The following is a 25,947-nucleotide window of genomic DNA, read 5'->3' as shown; positions in this document are numbered from 1 at the left end:
GGGCCGCGTTGTCTATAAGAAGTTTCTCAGGATATCTGTCAGGCAGGGTCTCGTCCCCGGGGCACATATGGGCTTCCACCCTGGCAGGAGAGGCAGGTGGCTCCATGCTTGACCGGATACCCTTCCTGGCAGGCCGGGCATACGCCGATCTCCCCCTTGCCGGTCTTTCCCAGTATTCCAGGGCTTACACGGATCTTCCTCACAGCCAGTATTTTCTCACCCGCCTTTCGGATCTCCTCCACGATCAAGCGGAGATCTTGGTCCCGCTTTTCCTTGAGCTTGAAATACCAGGCCCTGATTTCCCCGTAAGGAGCGAGCTTCCCCTGATCAAGGGACACACGGATCCCTTCTCCCGTGTACTTGTCAAAGAGAGAGAGGGCATAGAGCCCCAGATCGATGACCTTCAACCATCCATTCCCGATGGTGCAGGGGGTGAGAAGCTGGATAGCATCGGGAAGACAGGAAGCCGTCTCCGAGATGGCGTCATAGAGGACCCCATCCGGGATCTGGCTCTTGGCCATTTCCACCATGTACCCCCCCAGGATCAGGCCCGGGGCGACCGCCCCGTGAAACTCCTCTGCAACCCGGAGAAATTCATCAAAACCATAGGGACCGAATCGCCGATCCTCCTTGTCTCCCATCCCCATGAAATTCCTTTCCAAAACGTCCCCTCACGGCCGGCAAGTATTCACCCCCGCTTGGCATGTGGCTTACCCGGCCGCCCCCAGCTTGGCCCGCCCCTTTCCTCTCCGTCAACGGAAAAGGCCCTTCCTCCGGCCGGGCTTCCATTCATCCCAAAAATGATCGACCGGCCGTGGCCTGCCATAGCCCATTATCTTATCCATCCAAACGTAGAAGCGATCACCCCACCGGGCGTGGTCCACAAACCACCGCACCATCCTGTGAAAAGGAGTGTCTAACTTGTTGAAAGGGCACGCGGCCATACATGCCGTGCATCCCTGATTGATCTTGCCCCAGTACATTCGGCATGTCTCGGCATTGATGGGCCACTTCAAGGCCCCGGCAGCGTTGGATATATTATTGGGTTCCGCCGTACGATCTCCGTACAGGATGGACTGGGACGGGCATTTCTCGGCGCAGATCTCGCAGGCCTCGCAAAATTCGGTCACCCCGAAATCGATGGGTTGATCAGCCACGAGGGGCATGTCCGTAAGCACCTGGCTGATTCTGACCCTCGGCCCGTATGCCGGAGTGATCAGCAACCCGTTTCGCCCGAGGTCTCCAAGACCGGCCAGCATTGCCAAGGGGATAGAGAGGGCCACGTCGTTGATGGCGCAATCAATGGCCTGGAATCCCAGATTTCGAATAAAGGTGGAGAGATAATGATTGGTAATTGTAAGGCGGCTGTATCCCATGCTGGAAGCGGCATTGGACCAGAAGGTCGGGTAACGGGATATGAGATCGTAGTCCTGTTCAAACCCCATCACAACGGCCCACTGATAGGACTCAGGGATCTCCTGGGGCACGGAATCGCCCCTTACCAGCTCATCCGACCCCTTGCCCATATAAGGCATGGCATCGTAAACATGGGAGTAAAGGAAACGCCGATCCAGACGGCAGATACCCACCATATCGGCGCCGAACCAGAGCGCCGCTTTCTTGATCGTCCTGGAAAGTTCCTCCGGATCCTGACTCGTGAGCTCCGCCCCAGGGGGAGGTCCCTGGGAGGCGGTGGCGAGAAGGGTGGTCTCAAGGCCGGCCAAACCCTTGGCCAACAGCTTTGCTTCTTTTCCACTGGCAGGCTTTGAGGTATTGAAAAAATTCATCAGGGTTCCACGCCGGCTTGCCCAGTGGAGCGCCCATTCTTCCAGCCGGTAGCCCGGTTTCCGGCTCACCGTTCCCCGAATAGCCCAACTCTCGACCGCGCCATGGATGTCAGGATCCCATCCCGGACGTTCGAACATGGTATGTTTTTGGTCAAACTGTTCGAGCTTTTCTACAATGTATTTCGCTTCCCATTCAGCAAGTGACAGTTTTTTCACTTCGTTCTCCTCCTCGGCCATCCAGCCGTCCCGCGGTCCTTTGTCCAATCCATCCCCTATGCCACGGCTCCCCCCTGATCATGCTTTGTGGCAAGCAACCAGGTGGCCTGCTGTCAACTCTTTTAGGCGGGGTTCTTCTTCCCTGCAAACAGCCATCGCCTCGGGGCAACGTGGGTGAAAACGACACCCTCCGGGAGGATCAATGGGGGAGGGCACCTCTCCCCTCAGGGGAACGGCACGGGCCACCTGATCAGGATCCGGAACCGGGCAGAGGGAGAGAAGCGCCTTTGTGTATGGATGCCGGGGGTTGCCGTAAAACTCGTCGTGCCCGGCTTCCTCGACTATCTTCCCCAGATACATCACTGCAATCCGATCGCACAGAAAACGTGCGGCGGCCAGATTATGGGTGATGAAAAGGTAAGAGATATGATACTCCTCCCGCAGCGCCTTCATAAGGTTCAGGATCTGGGCCTGGATCGACATATCCAGGGCGCTCGATGGTTCATCCGCGACGATGAAGTCCGGGTTCAAGATCATGGCCCTGGCGATGGCGATCCGCTGCCTCTGGCCGCCTGAGAACTCGTGAGGATATCTGTCCAGATGGATGGGTTGAAGCCCTACCCTCACAAGGGTCTCAAGACTCCGGACACGGCGCTCTTCCGGGTCCATCACCCCGTGGGAACGAAGGATCTGATCCAGCATTCGGCGCACTGTCAACCGGGGATTGAGGGAAGAGTAAGGATCTTGAAAGATGATCTGCATCCTGCTCCGCAGTCTCCTGAGATCCCTTCCCTTTAGTTCCAGTATGGGGGTGCCCTCGAACAAAATCGTCCCCGAAGTGGGAGGAAGGAGACGGAGAACAGTTCGGCCCAGCGTACTCTTCCCGCATCCACTCTCACCCACCACTCCGAGGACCTCCCCCTCATCCAGCCGGAGACTGATCCCGTCCACCGCCTTCAGGATTTTGGGCCGCTTAAAACCCTTCTTGATGTAAAAATACTTTTTGAGTTCCCGGACTTCCAACAGGGGCCGGGGATCCACCGCACCCATCAGCTACTGCATCCTCCTAGCAAAAATGGCAGGCGGCATGGTGGCCGTCTCCCCTGTCATTCAATACCGGTGCCTCCTCCCGACACGCCTTTCTCGACAGGGGGCATCGAGGCCAAAAAGTGCATCCCGGTGGCAAGTCAACAAGATTTGGAACCGTCCCCGAAATGACCTTCAGCCTGTCCATATCTCTGTCCATCCTGGGGGTGGCCCCGATCAGGGCCCGGGTATAGGGATGGATCGGATCCTTCAACACCTGGTTAATGGCCCCGTGCTCCACTATCTTTCCCGCATACATGACCGCGGCGGACGTACAAACCCAAGACAAGACCCCCAGGTCGTGGGTGATGAAGAGAAGAGACATTCTCCGGCGCTCCCTCAGGTCCCCCAGGAGTTGAATAATCTGGGCCTGAGTGGAGACGTCCAGGGCGGTGGTAGGCTCGTCACAGATCATCAGGACGGGTTCACAGGAAAGGGCCATGGCGATCATGACCCTTTGAAGCATTCCACCCGACAACTCGTGGGGATACTGGGACAAAACCCGCCTTGGATCCGGGATCTGAACATCACGGAGGACCTCCAGGGCCTTTTCCTCAACCCGGGATCCCTTTCCCCCCTGGTGGAAACGAATGACCTCCTTCATTTGGTTCCCAATGGTATAGGAAGGGTTCATGGAGGTAGCGGGCTCCTGGAAGACCATGGAAATTCGGCTTCCCCGGATCTTCCGCATCTCTCTTTCCGGGAGTTTCATGAGATCCGATCCCTTGAAAAAGATCTCTCCTTCCAGGATCTTTCCGGGCGGGTCAGGGACCAGTCGCATGAGGCTCAGAGCCGTGACCGACTTACCGCATCCGGACTCGCCGACCAGGCCCAGGCTCTCACCTTCACGGATACGGAAAGACACCCCGTCGACCGCCCGCAGGACTCCTTCGGGAAGGGAAAAAAAGGTCTTAAGATTTCTCGCCTCCAGGATATCCGCTCCCATGACCCCAATCCTTCGGATCAGTTCTTCAATTTTGGATCCCAGGCGTCCCGTAACCCGTCTCCCAGGACATTCAAGGCGAAAACAAGGATCATGATCGCCATCCCGGGGAAAAGAGAATAGTATGGATGAGTCCTGAGGTACTTCTGGCCCTCACTGATCATCAACCCCCAGGAGCTTGCTGGAGGTTGAAGACCCAACCCCAGGAAACTCAAGATGGACTCAAGCATGATCGCGGTTGCGGCCCCCAGGCTGGCCACAACGATCAGGGGGGCCGCCACGTTCGGAAGCACATGGGTCAAGAGGATGCTCATATCGCTGATCCCCGAGGCCCTGGCCGCCAGGACGAAATCTTTCTCCTTCACGCTCAACACAGAGGATCTCACAATTCGGGCGTATCCGGGTATCCCGACCAGACCGATGGCCAAAATAACACCCGTGAGGCTGGCCCCCCGGACCGCCACAAAGGCCAGGGCCAGGAGAATGGGCGGGAAGGCCCAGATAATATCCAGGAGCCGCATGATCACAACATCGATAAGGCCCCCGAAATAACCCGCCAAAAGACCGCAGAGCCCCCCCACCACGATTGCGAATCCCACGGATCCAAGGCCAACGATCAAGGACACGCGGGTTCCATAAATCAACCTGCTCAGGAGATCGCGGCCCAGGTGATCCGTTCCCAAAAAGTGATGCCGGGAGGGTGGATTCAGAATGCTTCCCAGGTCCATGTAATCGGGATCCTGGGGTGCCAGTAATGGAGCAAAGACGGCCACCAAAATGAGAACAGACACCACACCGGCACCCACAACGGCCAACCGATGTCTCCTGAATCTTCGAAGGATCTCCTTCAAGACAACATCTCCGTGTTTCTTTTCCCCTTCCTTAACCGGGACTTGACACCTGTTCTTCCCGGTTCATCACCTAGGAACGCACCTTTTCGTAACGAATTCTGGGGTCCAGGAAAGAATAGGAAATATCCACCAAGAGATTTATGAGAATGAATACCATGGCCCCGAGAAGCACGACCCCCATGACCACGGGATAATCCCGTTCCATGATGGAATCATAAGCAAGCCCCCCGATTCCCGGCCACCGAAAGATGACCTCGGTGACCAGCGCTCCGCCCAGCATTCGGCTCAACTGGAGCCCCAGGTTCGTCACCACGGGAATCATGGCGTTTCTCAAGGCATGTTTCAGAATGATCCGGCTCTCCCCGAATCCCCTTGACCGGGCCGATACGATGTAATTCTCCCGCAGCACCTCCAGCATGCAGGAGCGGGTCAGCCTCGCCGTCATGGCCATGAAGGGGGTGGACAGGCAAAGGGCCGGCAGGATGAGATGGGCCAGGTCCGGCGGCTCCCCCCTGCCCCCGGGAGGCAAAAGGTCCAGTTTTAGGCTGAAGAGGAGAATCATCATGAGGCCCAGCCAGAAGATGGGCATGGATATGCCCAGCTGTGCCCCCACCATTGAGGCGTAATCAACCTTGGTGTTCCTGCGGAGGGCGGAAAAGAGCCCTATAGGGATAGCGATCACCGCGGAAATCAAGAGGGCCGAGATCGAGAGAATGAAGGTCGCAGGAAAGCGTCGAAGGACCATCCTGGCTACCGGTTCCTCGGAATGAATCGACCTTCCCAGATCGCCGGAAAGGACCCCCTTCAGATACTGCACGAATTGGACGGGAATGGGTTTGTCCAGGCCCAGGTAGGACTTCATTTCATCGTATTCTTCCCGGGTATACTGAACATCGAGCATCAAGAGAACGGGATCCCCGGGAAGAATATGGGTAAGGGAAAAAACCGCCAGAATGACCCCAAAAAGCACCGGAATCATCTGAAGAACCCGGCCGAGAATATACCTCGTCATGCTCTTTTTCGTCCTGTCTTGAGGTTCTGCGTTGCTGACTTATGTGGTCCCTTTTCCATTCCTAAAGGGGGAGGATGAGATCATCCTCCCCCCGGGGCAAAAAGTTATTCCTCAAGCCACATATTGGCACCCCAACAAGTGGTCACGTTCACGCTCCCGGTATCCGTATTGATGACTCCCTTGACCCGGTCCTTGTGCCATGCATGGATCACGTGAAAGGGGAATAGTGGGACACACACTGCGTCTTTTAAGAGGATCTTCTCCATTTCAGTCCAGATCTTTTTTCGTTCTTCCAGGCTCATGCTCCTCTCGGCCTTTGTCACAAGGGCGTCAAATTTCGGGTTGGCATACCCCCCGATGGATTTACCGTCCGGGGCCTCCCCTGCGTTGGAACGAAACGTCCCAAGCCCCACCGTCGGCGATCGGCTGAATCCCTGACCGTATCCTCCCATATCCCATTCCATCTTTGGATCCCGCAACAGCTTGTCGAACCAGATGGCATGGGACATCAACTGCAGGTTAAGGGGTACTCCGACCTGGGCCAATTGCATCTTGGCCATTTCCCCTATGCTTTTCATGGTCGTTGCGCTGGAATCAAGGTAATAGATGGGAGGAATCTTTTTTCCTGCATCCTTTTCCACCTCCTTGATCAGTCTCTTCGCCTCTTTCGGGTTATAAGAGAGCATGTATTTTTCGGCCTCGGGGCTGAAGTAGGGTGTGTAGTCGAGAAGAGAGCGGAGAGGCTTTCCGGACTTGAAAGGAAAGGCGTTGATCACGATATTTTTCCAATCCGCTCCCATCCACACGGCCTTCCGGAACCGAACGTCACTCATGGGCCAGCGCCGCATGTTGAAATAGAGTTTGTGAATCGCCATGCTCTGGATGACGGGCTCCCACTGGATTTTTGGATTCTTTTTAAGCACCGGCCGACTCTGGTCATAGAGCATGGCGAAATCCACCTCACCCTTTTCAAGGGCCACCATGCGCGCGTCGTTGGATCGCATGAAATAATACTCCACCCTGTCGATGTAAGGCTTGGGCCCCCAGTATTCTTCATTCCTGACGAGAACCACCTTTTCTTTCGGCTTGATCTCCTGGATTTTGTAAGGGCCGGTCCCGCATGGATGCAAGGTGAACTCTTTTCCCCATTTCTCTACTTCCTCCGGCGGTACGATTGCACGCATGGCCCAGGTGAACACACCGATCAAGGGTGAAAAGGGCCTTGACAGGGTGACCTTCACGGTATACCTGTCGAGAACTTCGACCTTCTCAAGGCAGCTGAGTTGCTGGCGGTATTTGACCGGTTTCCAGCCCTTCGGGGTCTTGATCCGCCAGTCAAAGTTGGCCTTGACGTCCTCCGCCGTCATCTCCCGGCCGTTATGGAACTTCACCCCTTTTCTCAAGTGAAAAATCCAGACCTTGTTGTCCTTGGTTTCGTACCCGGTGGCAAGGGCCGGTACAGGGAAAGCACCCCCTTTTCTGCCCGGCACGTATAAACCTTCATAGATCATGGTCGCGCTGGGCACCATGCCCTCCGTGGTGAGTTGAAGCCCATCAAGGCGATTGTACTGAGGGATCCTCACCGCGATACGCAGGGTTCCCCCATATTTCGGCCCGGCGTGGGCTGCCGGGGGAAACAGGATGAAACAAACAAGGATACAAACAACCCCGAACCAAAATCCGTCTTTTCGTCCCCTCATGATTCCCTCCTCCTTTAATGTGGGTGAATCTTCAGGGCCATGGGCACCATGACCTTTCCAAAGACCTGATACAGGCCTTCCTCCTTACGCCTGGAGGAAACTCCAGGAAGAAATCACCGGGAGACGCGGAAATGCTCCCCCGTGTCTTTCCGTTTCCAGCGGACTCTCTGGGGTAGGGGCAAGTGAATCTGGATTGCTCCCGGCCTCGGGCATATCCCTTCGCAACACCCTGCGTACCAGCACTCTTCAGGAAAAAGGACCAGCGGTGGTTTTCCCTTCACGGGATTTGGAATCAACACATCCACCTGGCAGGCGTCGACACACAGGTTGCACCCGTTGCATATTTCCGGATCGAATGTAACCGGGTTCCCGGGCGTACAGCCGTTTGGAAACGCATAGATTTTTTCCTCACTCATTGGAATCCCTTTTTCAGGCTGTTTTTTAGGGTCATATGATCGTCATAATAGAATCTCGTTCTTCTTCTACGTCCCGTCACTCACCTGTTCTTTTCGTAGTTTTCCTTCAACGGCTTCCAAAAATCCAAGGGCAAATCCCTGGTCTTGATGCTGCCTTCCTCGTTTCGAAGCAGGATCCACTTCTTCCATTCAGGAGGATCAAGCTCCGGGTAGTCCAGCCGGGTGAAACCCAGGATCTGACTGCTTGCCTTTCTCGCCATTGAGGCATGGACGATCATCTCGTTACAAGTCAGGATATTATATACCTCAAGGGTTCTCATCAACTTGTGGGGATTGTCCACACAGACCCGGGGCGCATCCTGTTCTTGAAGTTCACGAAGAGAGATCAAAGCGAGCTTCAGCAGTTCCTCGTTCTTGTACTCACCGCAGTAGTTCTGCATGATCCGGCAAGCCGCTGCGTTCAACTCCTTCCATTCGAGTTCATCGCGGTTTTCCAGGGGACGGTATACCCATCGCCTCTCCCGTGCCACCTGTTTGCGGTCGATGGGGGAGAACTTGGTCTTCTCGGCGTATTCCGCCGCCTTTCGCCCCGCATACCGGCCCGTAGCGGCGGCGTGGTAGTGGTAGTTGGCGGCGAACAAGGCGTCTCCCGCCGCAAAATACCCTTCCAAGTTGGTCATCAGGTTCCAATCGGTCACCAGCCCCCCGGCGTCTCCAATCTCTCCTCCCGTTCGGTCCTGAGGCCGAACACTCCCCCTCATGGGGTCTCCGCCGAGGAACATGTAGCTCTGAAGCAGGTCCCTGGCAGGATCAAACCCTGCTTCATTGTAATAAATATACACTGGAACCCGGGTCTTGCCCTCCTCACCCACCATGAGCCCCCAGATCACCCTCCGCTCGTGCTCCGGCATCCCGGTCAGGTCGGCGTAAAGCGGCAAGGTATATTCACCCTTCCTTATGCGCTCCTCCAGGTCCGGAATCAATTCCGGGCGCTTGTGGGTATAACCCTGTGTTCTCTCCCCCATGAACCTTTGCCCGGGCGCGGGCATGCAGCGCTCTTCCACGGTTTTAAGGATGCGTCCATCCCGGTCCACCCAGGGGATCTCTTTTCCGTTGGCATCCACCATGGTGCAGGGTACCCAGGTATTGATCCCGTTTCCATGACTATAGGGTTGAAAGACATTGCCGCTGGCAAAGGAGGTGGGCAGGGACTTCTCCATCATGGTGAATTCCGCTCCGGCCCGCCAGCTCATGGCATGACCGTCCCCCACGATCTGGGTGGGACGAAAATTGGCGTTTCCCCGGATCTCTGTTGAAAAACACCAGTTCCTCTGGTGGCGGGAAAGGCCGTTGACCACCGCCCTTGCCTTGAAGATGAAAAACTCCCCGGTCCTGCAATGAAGTCCCGTGGCCCCCACCACCCGGGCCCCGTTCCTGCCTCCTTCGGTCAGGAGGCCCGTGGCCATCACCCGGTCCAGAATTTTCACCCCCAAACGCTTGCATTCCTTATGAAGCGCCACCTTAAAGGTGCTTCCCCTGACCCGGAAGTGAATCCGAGATTTGTAATCATAGGCGAAGAGAAATTTTGTTTTTTCGTCCCGGAAAGGGGCCCCCTTGAATTCATCCTTGAGGTCCCGGATGACGCCTCCCATCTGTTCCATTTCCAAAAGGGTCTCGTAGCTCTCCCGGGCCGCAATGTAGCGCGAAAGAGCGTTGCAATACCCCTCCGTCATTTCCAGTTCCCAGCCCACGATCTCTTCGGCCGTCACATCGGTGCCCGGGTGGGGGGTATTGAGCCAATGATCGCAACCCGACCCCCCTGAACCACTCTTTACCGTTGCCCCCTTTTCGACCAATACGACCTTCAGGCCTTTTCGTGCGGCGCTGATGGCCGCCCAGCATCCTGCAATACCACCGCCCAACACCAGCACGTCGGCCTCGATCTCCCTCTCTTCTCCATACCTTACGGGATACGGCCACTCAATCAATCCGTATTTCTTTACGTATTGTCTCCAGTTCATGGAATTTTCCCTTCCCCACATCCAGGAATCATTCGGATTCCTGCCCTCCCGCTGTGGGAGAATCAATGATCAACGGGCAATCTCTTGAACTCGAAGGTCCCGTCCTCTCTCTTGCGGATGGATAGAAAGGCCAGCCAGTTTTTGTCGTCTTGCTCGGGATAGTCCGCCCGAACAAATCCAAGTGGTCCGGGACGGCTCTCCCTCCTTTCAAGAGATGAGCGAAGGACCAGTTCCGCGTTGTCGATTATGGATTTTACGTCCAGGCATCTCCCCAGTTCATGGGGATTTTCTGCTTTAAGGGGAGCGGCCTTGGCATCCTCGAGCCTCTCGATCCCCCTCAGCAGCAACCCTTCGCTCCGGATGTCCCCGCAGTAAAAGTCCATGAGGTTCTGCACCCCGATCTCCACCTCCCGCCAGTGGAAGCCCTCTTTTCGATTCAGAATCTCCTCGCACATATGCCTGCGGGCCTCCACCAAGTCATCCTTGACCGGAAGAAGGTGTTTCCGGGCAGCGGCCCTCCCGGCGGCCACGCCCCCCGCATGCCAACCCTGTGTAAAAGCGCCCGGAGAGGCCTGCCAGGGAAGCCCCCCGACCTCGTCCCCGGCGGCAAAGAGATTCCGGATCTCCGTTTCGAGATCCTTGTCCACCCAGATTCCCTTTGCGGCCGTCCCCGAAATCTCCCTGGGCCAGAGTCCCACGTATTCCTGGCTGTTCTTCTTTAAATCCAGTCCCTCCTCCCCCTTGAAATACCTGAGGAACTGGGTTCCCTTACCCTCATGGGAAATGGACCACTCGATGTAGGCGATCTCCTCGTCCGTGCCCTCACTGAAATCCAGATAAAAAGGGCCTTCACCCCCTTTGAGGCGTTTCACCAGGGCCGCCCTTCCCTGTCTCCACATCTTCCGGTCCTCCAGCCATGCCTCTCTTACCGCTTCACTCCACTTTTCCTTTCCAAGGTTTCCCCAGTCGTAACCTTGGGTTCTGGGTACGATAACGTTGCCCTTCCAGTCCACGATCCGGGCAGCGGGCTGAACGGTGTTCCTCGGGTCCCCGTAATTGGGATTGTAGAAGCCGCAGGGCCCGAGCCCGAGGATATTGCTCAAGAATTCGATATTGATTATGGGAAGCCCGGCACGGACAGCCATGGAGGTTCCGTCCCCACTGAAAGGTCCCGGCATGCGGGTATTAAACTCGCACCCGTTGATATTCCGGCTCAAGCGGTTGGAACGGCCGCTTGAAAGCACCACCGCCTTGGCCCTGAAAAAGTAGATGTCCGCGTTTCGCACGTTCACGCCCACGGCCCCGGCAATCCGCCCGTCATTGGTGAGCAGGTCGGTCATCTGCACGCGGTTGATGATTCTCACCCCTCGTTTTTTGGCCTCCCTGGTGAGAACGGGCTTCAATGGACCGCCGTCGAAGTTGAAGGATGTCGGAACACTGTGGAACTGGGGAACGATCCGGAACCCTCCCGGGACCTTGCTGTCCTCATACCTGAACCTGATTCCGAAGCGCTCCAGGTCCAGCACCCGCTCGTACATGGTGCCCGCCACAAGGTCGAAAAGATCCCTCCGGAAGAATCCATAGGCCGTTCCTACCCGGTGATCCTCCGCCATGTCGTCGATCGTATATCCCATCTTCTCGTGAATGGGCGGGATATAGGCCCACACGTGATCGATTCCCGATGCTGCGCACCCGCTTCTCCGTGTGTTGGATTTGTCCACCAGGGTCACGGCGATCCCTCCCTGATCCGCGGCCCGAATGGCCGCCATGCACCCGGCGAGGCCTCCCCCGATGATCAGAACGTCCGTCTCGATGGGGACGATACGAAGTCTATACATTGTGCTTCCTCCTCACAGGCCCCTCTTACATGGAAGGGCAACCCTCCCCCCACTCATGATCTTTTAAAAGAGCCCCGCATGGGGAATGGGGTGATGATCTTGATGGCGCCTTCATCTCCATGGGGACAGTCCGTAATGCAACAGCCACAAAACCAACACTCCTCCGGATAACGAACAAGCGGGGGTTTCCCCTTCTCGGGGTTGGGGGCGAAGACGTCGCTCATGCAGACTTCCACGCATACCCCACAACCGTCGCATACACTCTCATTGAAGTATATGTGACAAAATGCCATGGCCTGATCTCCCTTTGAAATTAAACCACTATCGACTGAAGCCGATAGCTTTAGAGGCCAAGGGGTCAAGAGAAAATCATCTTTCCTTAAATCCCGATTTCCCACTCGAACCCTGAACCCCTTGAATCCTTGTTGAACCCTACGCAAAAAAACGATCCAACTAAAGTCTTCGCCTTAAGGCGAGGGATTTTCTCCCATTCCCAGATTGGGAAATTAAGCGTCCTCGGCCTTTTCGCGGGGTTCCCGGAGTAATTCTCCCATGGCCAAGACGTGTTCCTTCATGAAACGCCGGGCCGAGTCCGCATCCCGGTTCCTGACAGCCCGGAATATCCGTTTGTAGGAGTTTAAAACAAACTTTCTTTCATTTTCGGAAGGCACCCACGAGGCCAGGATGGGCCTGCTTCGAGCCCATTCCAGAATGGCATGGATGAACAGGATGAAGGGCAGGTTATGGGAAGCCCGGGCGATGAGTTGATGGAACCTGATCATTCGCGGAACGCTTTCGCCCTCCTTCTCCGGGGCCTTCAGGGTTTTTTCAGCCTCTTCGATATGCCGGGCGATGCGCTCCAGGTCCTCTTCAGTGGCATGGCGGACGGCGGCCTCCACGGCCGCGCATTCAAGGGCCAGTCGGGCCTCGGTGATCTGATCGCTGGTGAGCCCTTCCAAAATGAGGTTGTCCTTGATGATGGACGCCACGGCTTCCAGATTGCCGGAGGCCACGAAGGCCCCGCCACCGCTCCCTTTTCTGATTTCGACAAATCCTGTGATTTCGAGTGTGCGAAGGGCCTCCCGGATGGTCAGGCGGCCTACCTGGAACTGTTCTGCAAGAGATCGTTCCGAGGGAAGACGGTCCCCGGGCGAAAGCTTTCCGGCCAGGATGACCTCTCTGATCTGCTCGGCCACTTCTTCGAAGGCCCGGGTCGGTGTGTAAGGTGAAAACAAGACCTCATTATGCATGTTACTACCTCATTCCCATCCATGAAATCACTTACTTATGGATGGCATCGCCCTGTTATCGAGTTGAATATCGAATGGTATGACCTTTTAATTGACTGATATAATAGGTCATTATCATTGTCAAGTAAAAAATCCCCATTCCCTCCAGCCCCGCCTTCCGGACAACACGGCAGGGAACAGGCATTCCTTCCGGGAACCCTGGGCAGCTCCCTTGGTCTCCTCATAATGGAGAACCAAAAGGAACGGGGCGCATCTTAAGGTGCGCCCCGTTTGGCAACCTATCCTGTTGGGGATGAAAAGATAGCCGCTGTTCGATGATTTTCTAGGTCACCGGGTCCCCCGGCAAGGGATCGCCGTCGAAGGTGGTTACGCAGAGCCTGTCCCCGTCCCCGCCCGAAAGGATCATTCCTTCTGAAATTCCAAACCTCATCTTCCGGGGTTTCAGGTTGGCTACCACGATGACCCGTTTGCCCACCAGTCTACCCGGGTCAGGATAGGCCGACCGGATTCCTGAAAGGATCTGGCGCGTGCGGCCTTCACCGAGATCCACCTGCAGCCGGAGGAGTTTTCGCGCCCCCTCCACCTCTTCGGCCTCCCGAATGATTCCCACCCTGAGATCCATCCGGGAGAATTCCTCTATGGTGATCTCTTCCTTTAAGGGTGCCGGTTCCTTCTTTCCCGCCTTTTTATCTTTCCCCGATGGTTCCGGGGGCACTTCCTTTCCCGCGGCCTCCGCTCCCCTCTTTCTGATCTTGGCCCAGGTGTCCCGTAAGGTAACCGTTCGATTAAAGACGGGTTTCTCTCTCGTTGAGTCCTTGGAATCCACGCAGAAGTAACCCAACCTTTCGAACTGGTAAGATATACCGGGCCGGGCATCCTTGAGGCTAGGCTCCAGGAAACAACGGGGGAGGACCTCCAGGGAATGGGGATTCAGATCGTCCTTGAAATCCTTTCCTTCTTCTTCCCCCGGATTGGCCTTCAAGAAAAGGTGATCGTACAACCTGACTTCCGCCTCCAAGGCATGCTCCGCCGATACCCAGTGCAAGGTGGCCTTGACCTTCCGGCCGTCCGGGGCATTTCCTCCACGGGTCTCAGGGTCATAGGTACAATGGATCTCTCGAATCTCGCCGGTATCCCCGTCTTTCACAACCTCGACACACTTGATGAAATAGGCATACCGAAGGCGTACTTCCCGCCCGGGGGCCAGGCGGTAGAATTTTTTCGGAGGATCTTCCATGAAATCCTCCCGCTCGATGTAAAGGACCCTGGAGAAGGGGACCTTTCGGGTTCCCATTCCCGGGTCTTCAGGGTTGTTCACCGCCTCCAGTTCTTCCACCCGGCCTTCGGGATAATTGTCGATAATGACCTTCAAGGGTCGCAAAACCGCCATGACCCGTTGGGCCCTCTTGTTGAGGTCTTCGCGGAGGCAATGCTCCAGGAAGGCGATATCCACCACGCTCTCCCGCTTGGCCACCCCGATCCGCTCACAGAAGTTCCGAATCGACTCGGGCGTATACCCCCGGCGCCTGAGGCCGCATAGGGTAGGCATCCTTGGATCGTCCCATCCCCGCACATGGCCCTCTTTTACCAGCTCCAAAAGCTTCCGCTTGCTCATCACCGTGTGGCTGAGGTTGAGCCGGGCGAATTCGATCTGCCGGGGATGGTAAATCTCCAGGGCCTCGAGAAACCAGTTGTACAGCGGACGGTGGTCCTCGAACTCGAGGGTACAAAGAGAGTGGGTAATCCCCTCGATGGAATCCGATTGTCCATGGGTCCAATCATAGGTGGGATAGATACACCACTTCCTCCCGGTCCTGTGGTGCTCGGCATGCAGGATGCGGTACATGACGGGATCCCGCATATTGAGATTCGGAGAGGCCATGTCGATCTTGGCCCTCAGGGTGCGGGATCCATCGGGGAATTCCCCCGCCCTCATGCGCTGGAAAAGGTCGAGGTTTTCCTCCACGGACCGGTTCCGGTAAGGACTCTCCCTGCCCGGTTCCGTCAATGTGCCCCGGTATTCCCTGATCTGTTCGGGGCTCAGATCGCAGACATAGGCCTTCCCTTTCCTAATGAGCTGCAAAGCATACTCAAAGAGCCGCTCGAAGTAGTCCGAGGCATAGTACTCACGATCCCCCCAATCAAAGCCCAACCAACGGACGTCCTCCTTGATGGACTCCACGTACTCCATCTCTTCCTTGGCGGGGTTGGTGTCATCGAACCGAAGGTTGCAAAGCCCCCCGTAATCCTCGGCAAGTCCGAAGTTCAGGCAAATGGACTTGGCGTGACCGATGTGGAGATATCCGTTGGGTTCGGGTGGGAAACGGGTATGGACCCGCCCCCCCCAAGTGCCTTTCTCGAGGTCTTCTTCAACGATAGCGCGGATGAAATTCTGTGGATGTGCTTGGCTCTTGTCGCTCACCTTGAGATTGCGTCCTCCTTCCTTTAAAACCCTCACTGAAGACCTCCGCGGTTCCATGGAAACAGGCGTTGGTCGCCAGGGGATTTCCCCTTCAAAGCCCCTCTGACCGACACCCAGTGTCCCTTGCCAGGGGCGAAAAGCGCCCCCGGGGGGTGCGCACCCCACACAGGCCGCACCGGCCGCCGAAAGGCCATAAGGGCCCTTTTTTTGTCCGCCTGTACACGGATACCTTACTGATCGTTCATCCTCATGGGGCGGATATTCATTTTGAAATTAGGGCAATTCAGGCAGATCTCCTCCGTTATGTCGGCATCCGAAAATCCCATGCGGTCCCGGCCCGTGATAAATTCGTTGTTTTTGAACCGGGCGATTATCCAGGAATCGCATTTCCCTTCCACCAGGAAATTCCGGCATTCCTCCGTCCTTGCCATGGCACACCTCCCTTCCCTCAAAGGTTTTGGAAATGAAGGCGAAACGAAATACTATCCGAGGCTTGGAAAATCGGAGACCAATTGGGAAAACGCCTTCCCTTTTTCAATGGTTGCAAAAAGTGATTGAATGATCAAACAAAAACAAACAGGCCCTTCATGAGAATTTGCAAGGTGAGAAATGCCCCCATAGCCGGAAAAGGGGCATGGGATCTTTTCTCCTCCTGCCTCGGAGACCTGCGCCGGGCCCATCGGGTTTTGGAAAAGCCTCACGGGTCAGTGGTGCATTCTCAACCCGGACCACATTTCATACAGGGGCCTTTCCTCGTCTGGGCGGTATTCCCCGGGGCCATACACGATAACGAAAGACATACGCTGAAATCTCAAAAATTCCTGTTTGTCATAGGTCTGGCTGAAGGTCGTTCGAAATGTCCCGCAATTGAGATAGTGTCTTTCCATGTTCAGTCGCTCATCCACGCACAGAGGGACGTGGAGGGGTTCATGGGTATGTCCCATGACGCAATAGCGCAGATTTCCACCCCGTACGTCTTCAACCCTTCTCTTCGCCAGCTTCTCGCAGGAATCGTCTCTCACCAGTGCTGCCAGTTTTTCGAGCAGTCCTGCGGGGACAGACGGCCCCAGAAGGCGGACGGCCCTCAGGGCCCACTCTAACTTGTCCGCTTCATCGAATCCCAAGTTGAATCGATCGTGTCGTCTCTTCCATTGCCGGTAGAATTCAAGGTCCTCGAAATCTCCCACCACCTTGCCGAGAACATCCTTGACCTTGTCCCCGATGGAGAAGTCGTTGATGATATCCTGGACATACCGCACCGTTGCAAGGGTCGGCCTCACATTGTCTATGTCCTTGAACCTCGCCTTTGCTTCCTCAGGAATGGGAAGTTTTCCAGCCTCGTATGCGATCCGGGCGAACAACTCCGTCGTCAAAGGATCCCCGATGGGAACCGCGTTGTAATCGGGGTTTCCCATCTTGTCATATTCGCAGTTGAAAGGATCGGACTCATGTCCGTGCATGACCAGGGTCTGGTGAAAATCCTGATCCATGTAAAAGTTGGCGAAACGGCGTCTCTCCCGTTTCCCGAGCAACTTACGGTAAACCTGCTTCCGGCAGGGTTCATAGAGATTGATTATACGGTCATGGTTACCGGGGACATAAATCCTTTCAATCTCCGCATCCACTCTCCAGGCCTCTTGGAAGTGCGGATGGTCCCCGCTCAGCCAGGAAATGGACTCCTCGTTTTTCCGGAGAATCTCCTCCAGTATGGTGTGGCACCGGGCATAGACCTTTTTCTTATCCAGGGGAACGGACCAGGGGCGGTCTTTCACATCGAACCACGCAGTGGTTCTGAGCAGGTCGAAGATATCCCCGTTGTAAAGGAAGGTCACCTTCCGGGGAGACTTCTCTCTCCTTGAAAGTATGTCGGAAATCTTGGTCACGAAAAGCTCGAATGCCTTCGGCCGGACATTGAAAAGATCTTCACCGTCTTTCCAATTACTCGTGGTCCCATCCGTGAAATGCAAATCACTGACGATTACAAGCATTCCCACAACCTCCCCATCCTGAAGTTCTTCTTTGATAAGCTGCAGATTCCATTTGCAGCCCCCACGGCCTTTTATGAAAAGACACCCTTCGGGTCTAGATTCCCCCAGGTGCCGTTCTAACCATGCTACCCGGAGGTCTCCGGAAAATCAACCGCCTCAAGACCGATGAATCCGGAAAGGGCCGGGGCCTTTTCGGGAGACTCCGCTTTTGGTATTGTCAAATCGACTCGAATCTGTAAGAGTGAAAATCAGCTTGTTCCCTGTCTCCGGATACGATCTCTGAGCATCCGTAATATTTGGTGGGAGGTATTCAACAATGGATGGAAAAGCCGATATGGATAGAGATCCTTCAATAATTGTCCGGCATGATCTTCGGCCCGGCGATATGGGATCAATTATCCATCTGCACGGAAAACTTTACGGTGAGGAACACGGATTTGACCATACCTTTGAGATCCATGTGGCGGAACCCCTGGTCGAGTTTGTCAGGAATTACAGCCAGGGAAGAGGCAAAAAAATCTGGATTGTGGAAAAGGAAGGCCGGGTGATGGGGTCATTGGCCATCGTGAGATGCTCAGACGAGGAGGCCCAACTGCGATGGTTCCTGGTTCACCCTGAACTCAGGGGGAAGGGAATCGGCAGGCGCCTTGTCGAAGAAGCACTTTCTTTTTGCCGGGAATCGGGGTTCAGTTCCGTGTTTCTCTGGACGGTCAATACCCTGAAACCGGCCGCCTCCCTTTACAGGTCCGTGGGATTCAAAAAGACGGCGGAAAGCACTGCCCGCATGTGGGGGAAGGTCATCACGGAAGAGCGGTACGATCTCGTGTTGAAATGAACACCCGGAGTGTCCCCCCGATATTCACCACTCCACCTACCATTCGCTGGTGAGTTTTCGTTCTACGTCGTTCCATTTGGCGATAATGTTCCGAACCGCATCAATGGCGATGTCCAGGTGGGGGCCCATGTGTTTTGAAAAGATCTCCTGATGGAGCTTTTTGCTCTTTATTCCCCTCCTTTGAAGCGGCATATCCGAGACCAGCATGATCGACCCGATGGGAACCTCGAAGCGGTAGGCCACGGAAAAAAGGGTGGCCAACTCCATTTCAATGGCCAGGATCCTCTGGCGGCGAAGGTAGTCGATGAATTCATCGTCGAACTCCCAAAGCCGTCTATCAGTCGTGTAGACGATTCCGCAGTGGGGATTCAGCCCAACCTTTCTAACCGCACCGATACAAAACAGGTTGACGGAGGATGCCGGTATGGCGGGGAATTCCGGAGGCAGGTAGTGCCTGCTCGTTCCCTCCCCCCGCACGGCCGCTGAGGGTATCACGAAGTCTCCGATTTCGAGTATATCATCGATCCCGCCACACATCCCCAACATAATAACGGATTTCAGCTTGTCGAGATAGGCCAGACAATTGATGAGAAGCGCCGCCTGGGGAGAGCCGATCCCGAAATCGATCATGGTGCAGTTCATATCCGGGACATTGACGATGCGAAAGTTGCCTTCGGAAAAGGCCCCTTCGGTCATCTCTTGGAAGGCCTGAATATACTGCCTGAAATTGGTGATCAAAATGTGCTCGCAAAATTCCTCAAGAGAACAGTTCGTATACCTCTCCAGGGTCTGCCTTATGTATTCATGTTCTTTGAGCATCATGGGCACCTCCTTTCATTCTCTTCCAAAGAACCCGCTCTCTCCATTTTTCCAAACGGGAAGGTCTTAACGGCCCCTAGGGCCACCAACGCCTTGATCACGGCGCAGATCGGCAGGCCCACCACATTGGTATAGGAACCTGTGATGGATTCCACCATGAAGGCCCCTATCCCCTGGATTCCATAGCTTCCAGCCTTGTCGAAAGGTTCCCCGGTCGCGATGTAGGCCTCGATCTCCCGGGGACTGAGCTCTTTTATCTTTACATGAGTGGTGACGGACGAGCTGAAAACACCCCGGTGAGTTCCCGGGGAGAGGATACAGAAACCTGTAATCACTTTGTGTTCCCTGTCCGAGAGCCTGGATAGCATGGTTCGGGCATCCTCCGCATCCGCGGGTTTCCCTAGAACGGAATTTCCAAGCACCACCACGGTATCCGCACCAAGGACCCACAGTCCCTCGGCCTCGGCCAAGTCCTTAGCCCCCATGGCCTTCTTAACAGCAAGCTCTTCAACGGTCTTTTCCGGATCTACGCCCTCCACCCCGCTCTCCTCAATATGACTCGGCCTGACCCGGATGGGAATCCCCACCTGTTCCAGCAACCTTTTTCTCCGGGGAGAGGCAGAGGCAAGGACAAGGGGAAATTCTTCGCTGATCTTATGATCAATCATCCCCGCTCCCTCAGATGAAAGACCCGCCTGGCGTTCTCTGCCGTCCTCTCCGCTACCACCTCCACGCCGGTCTCTCTCAACCGGGCGATTTGTGATACGGTATGGGCCACAAAAGAGGGTTCATTGCGCTTGCCCCGGTGTGGAACGGGCGCCAGGAAAGGCGCATCGGTCTCGACCAGCATCCTTTCCAGGGGGATTCGGGCCGCAACTCTTTGAATCTGATGGGCCTTGGGAAAGGTAACAGTGCCGGGGATGGAAATATAGAATCCCATATCGATGAGGGTCATAGCCATGTCGTAATCCCCCGAAAAGCAATGAAACACCCCCTTGTACAGACCTGCCTGTTTTTTCTTCAAGATCTCCATCACTTCATCGTGGGCATCCCGGTCATGGATGACAACAGGAAGATCGAAATCCCTGGCCATATCGAGCTGCATTTCAAAGGCTTCCACTTGCCGCCCCGGTGGAGAATGCTTATGGAAAAAATCAAGGCCGATCTCTCCCCATGCGACCACCTTTTCCCGGGCGGCCAGGGCGGCCAATCCCTCAACCTCCAATTCTCCGAACTCCTTGGCATTATGGGGGTGGCAACCTATTGTGGCGGAGATGAAATCATGGGTTTCGGCCAGTTCCAGAGACCGGGCGGAGGTATCCAGATCTATGCCGATGGTAACGATATGAGAAAGGCCCAACTCCCGGGCCCTTTGGATCACCTCTTCCCGATCCGGATCAAACTGCTCCATATCGAGGTGTGCATGAGAGTCGATCATTCTTTCCTTGTCCTTTCCCTTTATTTTACCCGGGGCCCAAAAGCCCGAACATTCCCATTGCCAAAAAAAAGTTATCTTAGTCCATCGGAGCCTTATTGGCAATTCTCTGGAGAGACTTGTGTGACAAAGGGAATATATCCCCTCCAAGGAAGTAAGGCTCATGGTGGAATACATCAAAATGAGTCACAAAGAGGTTCGTCAGGGTTTCGTTGCCAGAAAGAACCTTGACAAAACCTACAACATATTACTAATTTTGAACTTTCAGTTCAGACACCACTTGTTGAGCGGCCTTCTCCGGGGGAAGGCCTTCTTGAAATCCTCGCCAAGAGGCCGCCCCGAGAAGCTATTCCGGCCATGCGCCTTCAAGGGAGAATCCCGGTCCTATGACCGCAAAATCGACCGGAGAAACAATCGCGGCAGCCCTGCTTTGGGCACTCCCCTGGATGGTCAGCCATCCCATAACGGCCAAGAGGGACGATTTCCCAGGATCCCAGGACCGTTGCCGCGATTTCTTCGTCGAAGCGAACCCGCTTGGGTGCTGTTAAAACTGATCCTTGGACGTGGAGGGCCACGGTATGCAATTCCAATAAACCAACCTTCCCATGAAATATCGTGTCTAAATCTTAATGCCAATTCGGCATGGGGTGCTTAAAAACTTCCGATTGGATTGATCTTTCTGTTAAGCGTATCGTTTTCCGGATAGGGTTGTGAATGAATGGAAAGGAGGAGTCTTTTGATGGAGAGGATCAAAATTGCCGTTGTCGGTATCGGCAACTGTGCCAGTGCCCTCATCCAAGGCATCGCTTATTACAGGAACAGGAGCGAAAAGGAAGCGATCGGGTTCATGCACTGGGACATCGGGGGATACAGGCCCGGCGATATTGATGTAGTGGCAGCCTTTGACATCGACAAGAGAAAGGTGGGTCAGGACCTTGCAAAGGCCATCTTTCAGCCTCCCAATTGCACCAAACCCATTTGCCCGGACATCCAGGAAACAGGAGTCGTGGTAAATATGGGAAGAATCCTGGATGGGGTCGCTGAACACATGAAGGGATACGACGAAAAGTACACGTTTCTCCCTTCGGAACAAAAGGAACCCGGAGAAGAAGAGATCGTTGAGGAATTGAAGGCGTCCAAGGCTGAAATTTTACTCAATTATCTCCCTGTGGGATCCGAACGGGCGGTCCGCTTTTACGCGGAATGTGCTTTAAAGGCCGGCCTGGGCTTTGTCAACTGCATGCCCGTCTTCATCGCCAGCGATCCGGAATGGGGAAACCGGTTCCGCGAAAGGAACCTCCCTATTATCGGCGATGACGTGAAATCTCAGGTAGGGGCTACCATCGTGCACAGGGTGCTTGCCAATCTTTTCAGAAACCGGGGCGTCAAATTGGAACGAACCTACCAGTTGAATACCGGGGGAAACACCGATTTTCTGAATATGCTCGACCGTAGCCGGCTTTTGAACAAGCGGAAATCCAAAACAGAGGCCGTGCAATCTCAACTGGGAGAAGACAGGCTCCAGGATGAAAACATCCATATCGGCCCCAGCGACTGGGTCGCATGGCAAAAGGACAACAAGGTCTGTTTCATCCGGATGGAAGGGAAACTGTTCGGCGATATCCCCATGGATCTTGAACTGAGACTTTCCGTGGAAGACTCCCCGAACTCCGGCGGCGTCGTCATTGACGCCATCCGCTGCTGTAAGCTCGCCCTTGACCGCGGCACCGGAGGGGTCCTTTACTCTCCGTCCGCCTTTTTCATGAAACACCCTCCCCGGCAATTCACCGATTCGGAGGCTTACCGCATGACCGAGGAATTCATCGCTGGCAAGCGCCGGGATTGATTCTAAAGGTGCCCTTTTCTGATCAGGGGCGGGGGTATGCCCGCCCATCCCTCCAACAGGATGGTTTTAAGCCTTTCTGGAAAACGAACCTGGAAAGGTGCTATTCTTTCACCCGCTCACTCTCCGGGACCACTTTGATATGGCGCAGGAATCTTCCATCCAGGTCCCCCAGAGAAACCCAGGCGTATTCTTCCTGAAATTCCTTCCAAACCCATGCCAGGGCTTCTCTTAGAAGCAGGCGCACATCAGGGGGCGAATCCGTGGCATAGGCCATGAAGTACTCAATGAAACGTTTTCCCCCCTCCTCCATGGTGTAAGGAGGAGCGGCCTTTGAATCCCTCAACTCGCCAAAAAGGGCCTTGACCTGCTTCAAGGTCATCCCCGCAAAGGAAGGGGTAAGCCCCAGGATGCTCCGTCCCCATAAATTGAAAAGGAGGGGATGAAAGGTGAATTCCGGACTCTTCAAGATGTACCCCTCTATGGGGTGGCGTTCTGATAATCGTTCCAGGAGGCCGTCCAGGACCATCATGTGCCGAAGGGCCGCCATGGATTCACCCAGCTCCGACAACCATTCAAAACCCCTGTATTCCTCTTCCCCGCCGTCCACGGTATAATATTCGGGCCTTCTCGCCAGCAGTCCCTTGAGAATCCCGGACCAAGGTTCTCCCCAAAATGGGAGATCAAGGTCCTGCCTTATGAACCAGCTTCCCTTGAACCATCGCTCGGCCTCCCACTTCAGTTTCAGGGCAAGGCCGAATCCGACCCTGAAAAGAGCAACCAGGGAATGGTTCTTCAACACTTCCCGAGCCTTACGCAGATCTTTCCCGCAAAGCTTTTCGAGGGCCAAATTCACGTATCCTGCCGCCTTCCTGCAGGTTTTCACCAGGACGTCAATGTCCCGGACAAGGAGACTGTCGGCCGAGACAAGCTGGTTGCAGAGTCCGGCGAATTCAAGGGTGAGTCGATCCAGGAAGACGGGATCCTGCACCCCTCCCGCCGCGGTGAGAAAGATGTTCTCCCCACCAGCATGCTGGAACGGGGAGAGGGGTACCAGGGCCCCGACCTCCTCTTCCGGCTCCGGCACCTCCGGGTGTGCTTGGGAGGACTCGGGTACAAGCCTTTCAGGCTCCAGGGGGGCGTAAAGGGAAACCGCCTCCTCGTAAGGAAGAAAACCATGCTCGGCCAGACGGACATTCCTCCTCCGGTACATTTCCTCCTCGGTCTCGGCGGGGAGCACCCCGGAAAGACCAATGAGAAGGGCCTGGTACCGCTCAAGGTCAGTGGCGGCCAGGGTCCGCAGAATCGTCTCAAGGCTGTCCCGAAACTCCTGAAGACGGACCCTCTGATAAATCTCACCATCCAGGGTGAAATATCCCTCAGGGATATCGTACACCTCGTCTTTGTCCCCTGCGATGATGACATCCAGGGTCCGAAAAAAATAGGTGAAGGCCAGGAACTCTCCTTCACTCGTCAACCACCTTACGAGACGCCTGCAATCCGCTTCCTGGAGCCGTTTCAGCCATTGGGAGGTCGTTTTGATATCCAACCGATCCTTGATCCATATTTCCAGGTCTAAAACATATTGCCATTGCTCATCGGAGGCCAATTGCAAGAGGGGAAGGCAATCCTCCTCCCCCACCTTCTTGATCATCCAGTAGAAATCCTCTGAAGGCAGTCCCCGCACCAGCTCCATGGGGTTTTCATGGTCGAGAATCCGGGCCATGATATCTCTACCGGAAAGGTTTCTGAGTTCTCTTTGAAGGCTCCGGAGGTCCCGGACTATCGGTTTGTCTTCTTTTTTTTCCAAGTTGCCTCTCCCTGATCCGCCCCTGTTCATGCCGGGAGACCTTTCAGGATAACCCTTCGGGGCAAACTCCTTGGTATCCACGTACACGTCTTTCGATGCGATACCAAGGTAATCTCATTGAATAGGCATTTCAAGTACCGATGATTGTTTCGCGTTCTCAGCGATCTTTGTCGGTGGGGGTGTTAAAGAAGGCCCCTTCTCCCCAGATCTGAGTTCCTCACATTCCTCCTGGCATTTTCAACCCAGGCCCAAACCGCCAGTTCAAACCAAGGCCTGCATGCAAGGGCCCTGAAATTCATTTGCAGGGAGATTCCCCGGGCTTTACGGCCGATCTTTCGGATCATTATGTGTAATATCTTTCCAATAATGGATACTTCAGTACACAAAAAAAGGGAAAAAATTTCCACCCCTAGATCAATATATGGCCTGAGTTATTATAACTCATTAGCATTACATTAAAAATAGCTCAAACCCATTGGTACGATTCTTTCATTACAGGAAGACACTATGGAAACCATCGACTGGGAAAAAGAGAGGGAGAAAATCCGGGAGGCTGCCCTCGAAAGACATGCCCGGCTTCATCGCTTATTCCACGAAGACAGGCTTGCCTTCGAGCGGGAAAGAAAGAGAATGATCAATAGCTTCTTGCAAAGCATTGAAGATCCTGCTAGAAAGGAAAGGCTAGAGGAAATTCAGGAGGCCTGGGATAAAAGAATGAGGCATGCGGGGTCTCAATACAATCGCTTTGTCCTCGCCCAAACTTTCTTCTGGGATCACTTTTACCGGAACTGGCAACCGGCCCTCCAGGATTTAAGCACCCTTTGCAATAAGTTAGGGGAAGGAAACGGTGATTGTAACAGATCCAAGTAAATCCAGAGTCTTCCGAATATTCGAAAAAAATCATGCGTGCAGGAATATATCAAGAAATGGAATGTGGAACGTTTTTCATGAAATCCATGCAAAAAATCTCATGGGTGGATGCCGCCCAATGGACCTTTGTTTTGTGGTTGCTGTTAATTTTCGCCCTACCCACACTTCCCCATTTCACCGCCCCATCGGAAACCATATCGGCTGATACTTCCAACTCCACCACTGGTGATGATTCCGGACTCTTACCGGCCGACACGGCGCTCCGACAGGAACTCCGATCCGCTACCAAGGCCGCACAGCCCTTAAGGTTCAGTGAGCCTTACAAAAGATTCAACAAGCTCATCGAGGCGGCGGCGGAGCGATATGGGGTGGATCCCGCCTTGATCAAGGCTGTTATCATGGCGGAATCAGGGGGAAACCCCCGGGCTGTTTCGAAACGCGGCGCGCGGGGTCTGATGCAGTTGATGCCCGGGACCGCCAAGGCCCTTGGAGTAAAAGACTGCTTCAACCCGGAGCACAATATCAACGGCGGGGTGAAGTACCTCAAGGATCTCCTTGATTATTTCGAAGGAGACTTGAGGATGGTGCTTGCAGCCTATAACGCCGGGATCACCAAGGTCCGGCGGTACAATGGGATTCCCCCTTACAGGGCGACAAGGTCCTACATCGATAAAGTGATAAAATATTACAGTCTTTACAAGAAGGGGGATGCCACCGGCCTGGGAACGGTCTGATCGCCACCTCCTCACGGCATCTCTCAATCTCTGTAATAGGGGGGTAGGGGTGTTTCCCTACGCTTCAATGC

24 protein-coding genes are annotated in these 25,947 nt (G+C 54.8%); 5 read left to right on the top strand and 19 right to left on the bottom strand.

The genetic code is table 11. The features are described from left to right. Positions 1-38: 38 nt before the first annotated feature. From JRF57_07020 to JRF57_06950, 15 genes are all read right to left on the bottom strand, one after another. Complete coding sequence (locus JRF57_07020; protein ID MBW2303451.1) at positions 39-641, bottom strand: formylmethanofuran dehydrogenase subunit E family protein; 603 nt, start codon at positions 639-641, stop codon at positions 39-41. A gap of 111 nt (positions 642-752) precedes the next feature. Further along, a complete protein-coding gene (locus tag JRF57_07015) occupies positions 753-2,051 on the bottom strand; it encodes a reductive dehalogenase (protein ID MBW2303450.1) in 1,299 nt (432 codons plus the stop codon). A gap of 30 nt (positions 2,052-2,081) precedes the next feature. Then, positions 2,082-3,053 carry an ATP-binding cassette domain-containing protein gene (locus JRF57_07010; protein ID MBW2303449.1) on the bottom strand — a complete coding sequence of 324 codons (972 nt, stop codon included), beginning with the start codon at positions 3,051-3,053 and terminating at the stop codon, positions 2,082-2,084. A 16-nt stretch (positions 3,054-3,069) separates the two neighbouring features. Further along, the gene (locus tag JRF57_07005) at positions 3,070-4,035 is read right to left on the bottom strand and encodes an ABC transporter ATP-binding protein (GenBank protein MBW2303448.1); all 966 of its coding nucleotides are present in this window, start codon (positions 4,033-4,035) and stop codon (positions 3,070-3,072) included. A gap of 17 nt (positions 4,036-4,052) precedes the next feature. Further along, positions 4,053-4,883, bottom strand: a complete 831-nt coding sequence (locus tag JRF57_07000; GenBank protein MBW2303447.1) for an ABC transporter permease — start codon at positions 4,881-4,883, stop codon at positions 4,053-4,055. Between the two features lie 70 nt (positions 4,884-4,953). Next, positions 4,954-5,895, bottom strand: a complete 942-nt coding sequence (locus JRF57_06995) for an ABC transporter permease (protein ID MBW2303446.1) — start codon at positions 5,893-5,895, stop codon at positions 4,954-4,956. 104 nt (positions 5,896-5,999) lie between these two features. Then, positions 6,000-7,595, bottom strand: coding sequence for an ABC transporter substrate-binding protein (locus JRF57_06990; GenBank protein ID MBW2303445.1), 1,596 nt, complete (start codon positions 7,593-7,595; stop codon positions 6,000-6,002). A gap of 113 nt (positions 7,596-7,708) precedes the next feature. Next, positions 7,709-8,011 (bottom strand): ferredoxin family protein, encoded by a 303-nt coding sequence (locus tag JRF57_06985; protein MBW2303444.1) that lies wholly within the window; start codon positions 8,009-8,011, stop codon positions 7,709-7,711. Positions 8,012-8,091: 80 nt separating this feature from the next. Continuing rightward, a complete protein-coding gene (locus JRF57_06980; protein MBW2303443.1) occupies positions 8,092-10,032 on the bottom strand; it encodes an FAD-dependent oxidoreductase in 1,941 nt (646 codons plus the stop codon). Between the two features lie 62 nt (positions 10,033-10,094). After that, entirely contained in the window at positions 10,095-11,870 is a 1,776-nt protein-coding gene (locus JRF57_06975; protein MBW2303442.1) for an FAD-dependent oxidoreductase, read from the bottom strand. A gap of 53 nt (positions 11,871-11,923) precedes the next feature. Then, positions 11,924-12,163, bottom strand: coding sequence for a ferredoxin family protein (locus tag JRF57_06970; protein MBW2303441.1), 240 nt, complete (start codon positions 12,161-12,163; stop codon positions 11,924-11,926). Between the two features lie 213 nt (positions 12,164-12,376). After that, a complete protein-coding gene (locus tag JRF57_06965; protein ID MBW2303440.1) occupies positions 12,377-13,120 on the bottom strand; it encodes a FadR family transcriptional regulator in 744 nt (247 codons plus the stop codon). Between the two features lie 322 nt (positions 13,121-13,442). Beyond that, complete coding sequence (locus tag JRF57_06960; protein ID MBW2303439.1) at positions 13,443-15,599, bottom strand: glutamine--tRNA ligase/YqeY domain fusion protein; 2,157 nt, start codon at positions 15,597-15,599, stop codon at positions 13,443-13,445. A gap of 173 nt (positions 15,600-15,772) precedes the next feature. Then, a complete protein-coding gene (locus tag JRF57_06955; protein ID MBW2303438.1) occupies positions 15,773-15,973 on the bottom strand; it encodes a hypothetical protein in 201 nt (66 codons plus the stop codon). A 273-nt stretch (positions 15,974-16,246) separates the two neighbouring features. Beyond that, positions 16,247-17,530, bottom strand: a complete 1,284-nt coding sequence (locus JRF57_06950) for a metallophosphoesterase (protein ID MBW2303437.1) — start codon at positions 17,528-17,530, stop codon at positions 16,247-16,249. A 334-nt stretch (positions 17,531-17,864) separates the two neighbouring features. On the opposite strand from JRF57_06950, the gene JRF57_06945 reads away from it, so the two are divergent. Further along, a complete protein-coding gene (locus JRF57_06945; protein MBW2303436.1) occupies positions 17,865-18,365 on the top strand; it encodes a GNAT family N-acetyltransferase in 501 nt (166 codons plus the stop codon). A 36-nt stretch (positions 18,366-18,401) separates the two neighbouring features. Here JRF57_06945 and JRF57_06940 read toward each other — a convergent pair whose 3' ends face one another. From JRF57_06940 to JRF57_06930, 3 genes are read right to left on the bottom strand one after another with little or no spacing between them, the layout of a single operon-like run. Next, on the bottom strand, positions 18,402-19,187 hold the full coding sequence (locus JRF57_06940) for an AMP nucleosidase (GenBank protein MBW2303435.1): 786 nt from the start codon (positions 19,185-19,187) through the stop codon (positions 18,402-18,404). Next, entirely contained in the window at positions 19,184-19,837 is a 654-nt protein-coding gene (gene maf, locus JRF57_06935; protein MBW2303434.1) for a septum formation protein Maf, read from the bottom strand. The genes JRF57_06940 and maf overlap by 4 nt, the downstream gene beginning before the upstream one ends. A gap of 11 nt (positions 19,838-19,848) precedes the next feature. Further along, positions 19,849-20,622 carry a TatD family hydrolase gene (locus JRF57_06930; protein MBW2303433.1) on the bottom strand — a complete coding sequence of 258 codons (774 nt, stop codon included), beginning with the start codon at positions 20,620-20,622 and terminating at the stop codon, positions 19,849-19,851. A gap of 383 nt (positions 20,623-21,005) precedes the next feature. Here JRF57_06930 and JRF57_06925 point away from each other — a divergent pair, with 383 nt between their 5' ends. Further along, complete coding sequence (locus JRF57_06925) at positions 21,006-21,167, top strand: hypothetical protein (protein MBW2303432.1); 162 nt, start codon at positions 21,006-21,008, stop codon at positions 21,165-21,167. A gap of 191 nt (positions 21,168-21,358) precedes the next feature. Further along, positions 21,359-22,465, top strand: a complete 1,107-nt coding sequence (locus JRF57_06920) for an inositol-3-phosphate synthase (GenBank protein MBW2303431.1) — start codon at positions 21,359-21,361, stop codon at positions 22,463-22,465. 100 nt (positions 22,466-22,565) lie between these two features. On the opposite strand, the gene JRF57_06915 is transcribed toward JRF57_06920, so the two are convergent. Continuing rightward, the gene (locus JRF57_06915; GenBank protein ID MBW2303430.1) at positions 22,566-24,272 is read right to left on the bottom strand and encodes a hypothetical protein; all 1,707 of its coding nucleotides are present in this window, start codon (positions 24,270-24,272) and stop codon (positions 22,566-22,568) included. 507 nt (positions 24,273-24,779) lie between these two features. Here JRF57_06915 and JRF57_06910 point away from each other — a divergent pair. Then, positions 24,780-25,142 carry a DUF3135 domain-containing protein gene (locus JRF57_06910; protein ID MBW2303429.1) on the top strand — a complete coding sequence of 121 codons (363 nt, stop codon included), beginning with the start codon at positions 24,780-24,782 and terminating at the stop codon, positions 25,140-25,142. 86 nt (positions 25,143-25,228) lie between these two features. Next, positions 25,229-25,876 carry a lytic transglycosylase domain-containing protein gene (locus JRF57_06905; protein MBW2303428.1) on the top strand — a complete coding sequence of 216 codons (648 nt, stop codon included), beginning with the start codon at positions 25,229-25,231 and terminating at the stop codon, positions 25,874-25,876. The last annotated feature ends 71 nt before the right edge of the window (positions 25,877-25,947 follow it).

Source organism: Deltaproteobacteria bacterium (assembly GCA_019310525.1).
GTDB lineage: Bacteria > Desulfobacterota > DSM-4660 > Desulfatiglandales > HGW-15 > JAFDEE01.
The sequence above is the reverse complement of the archived record's forward strand: the minus strand, read 5'-3'. Positions and strand labels throughout refer to the sequence as shown.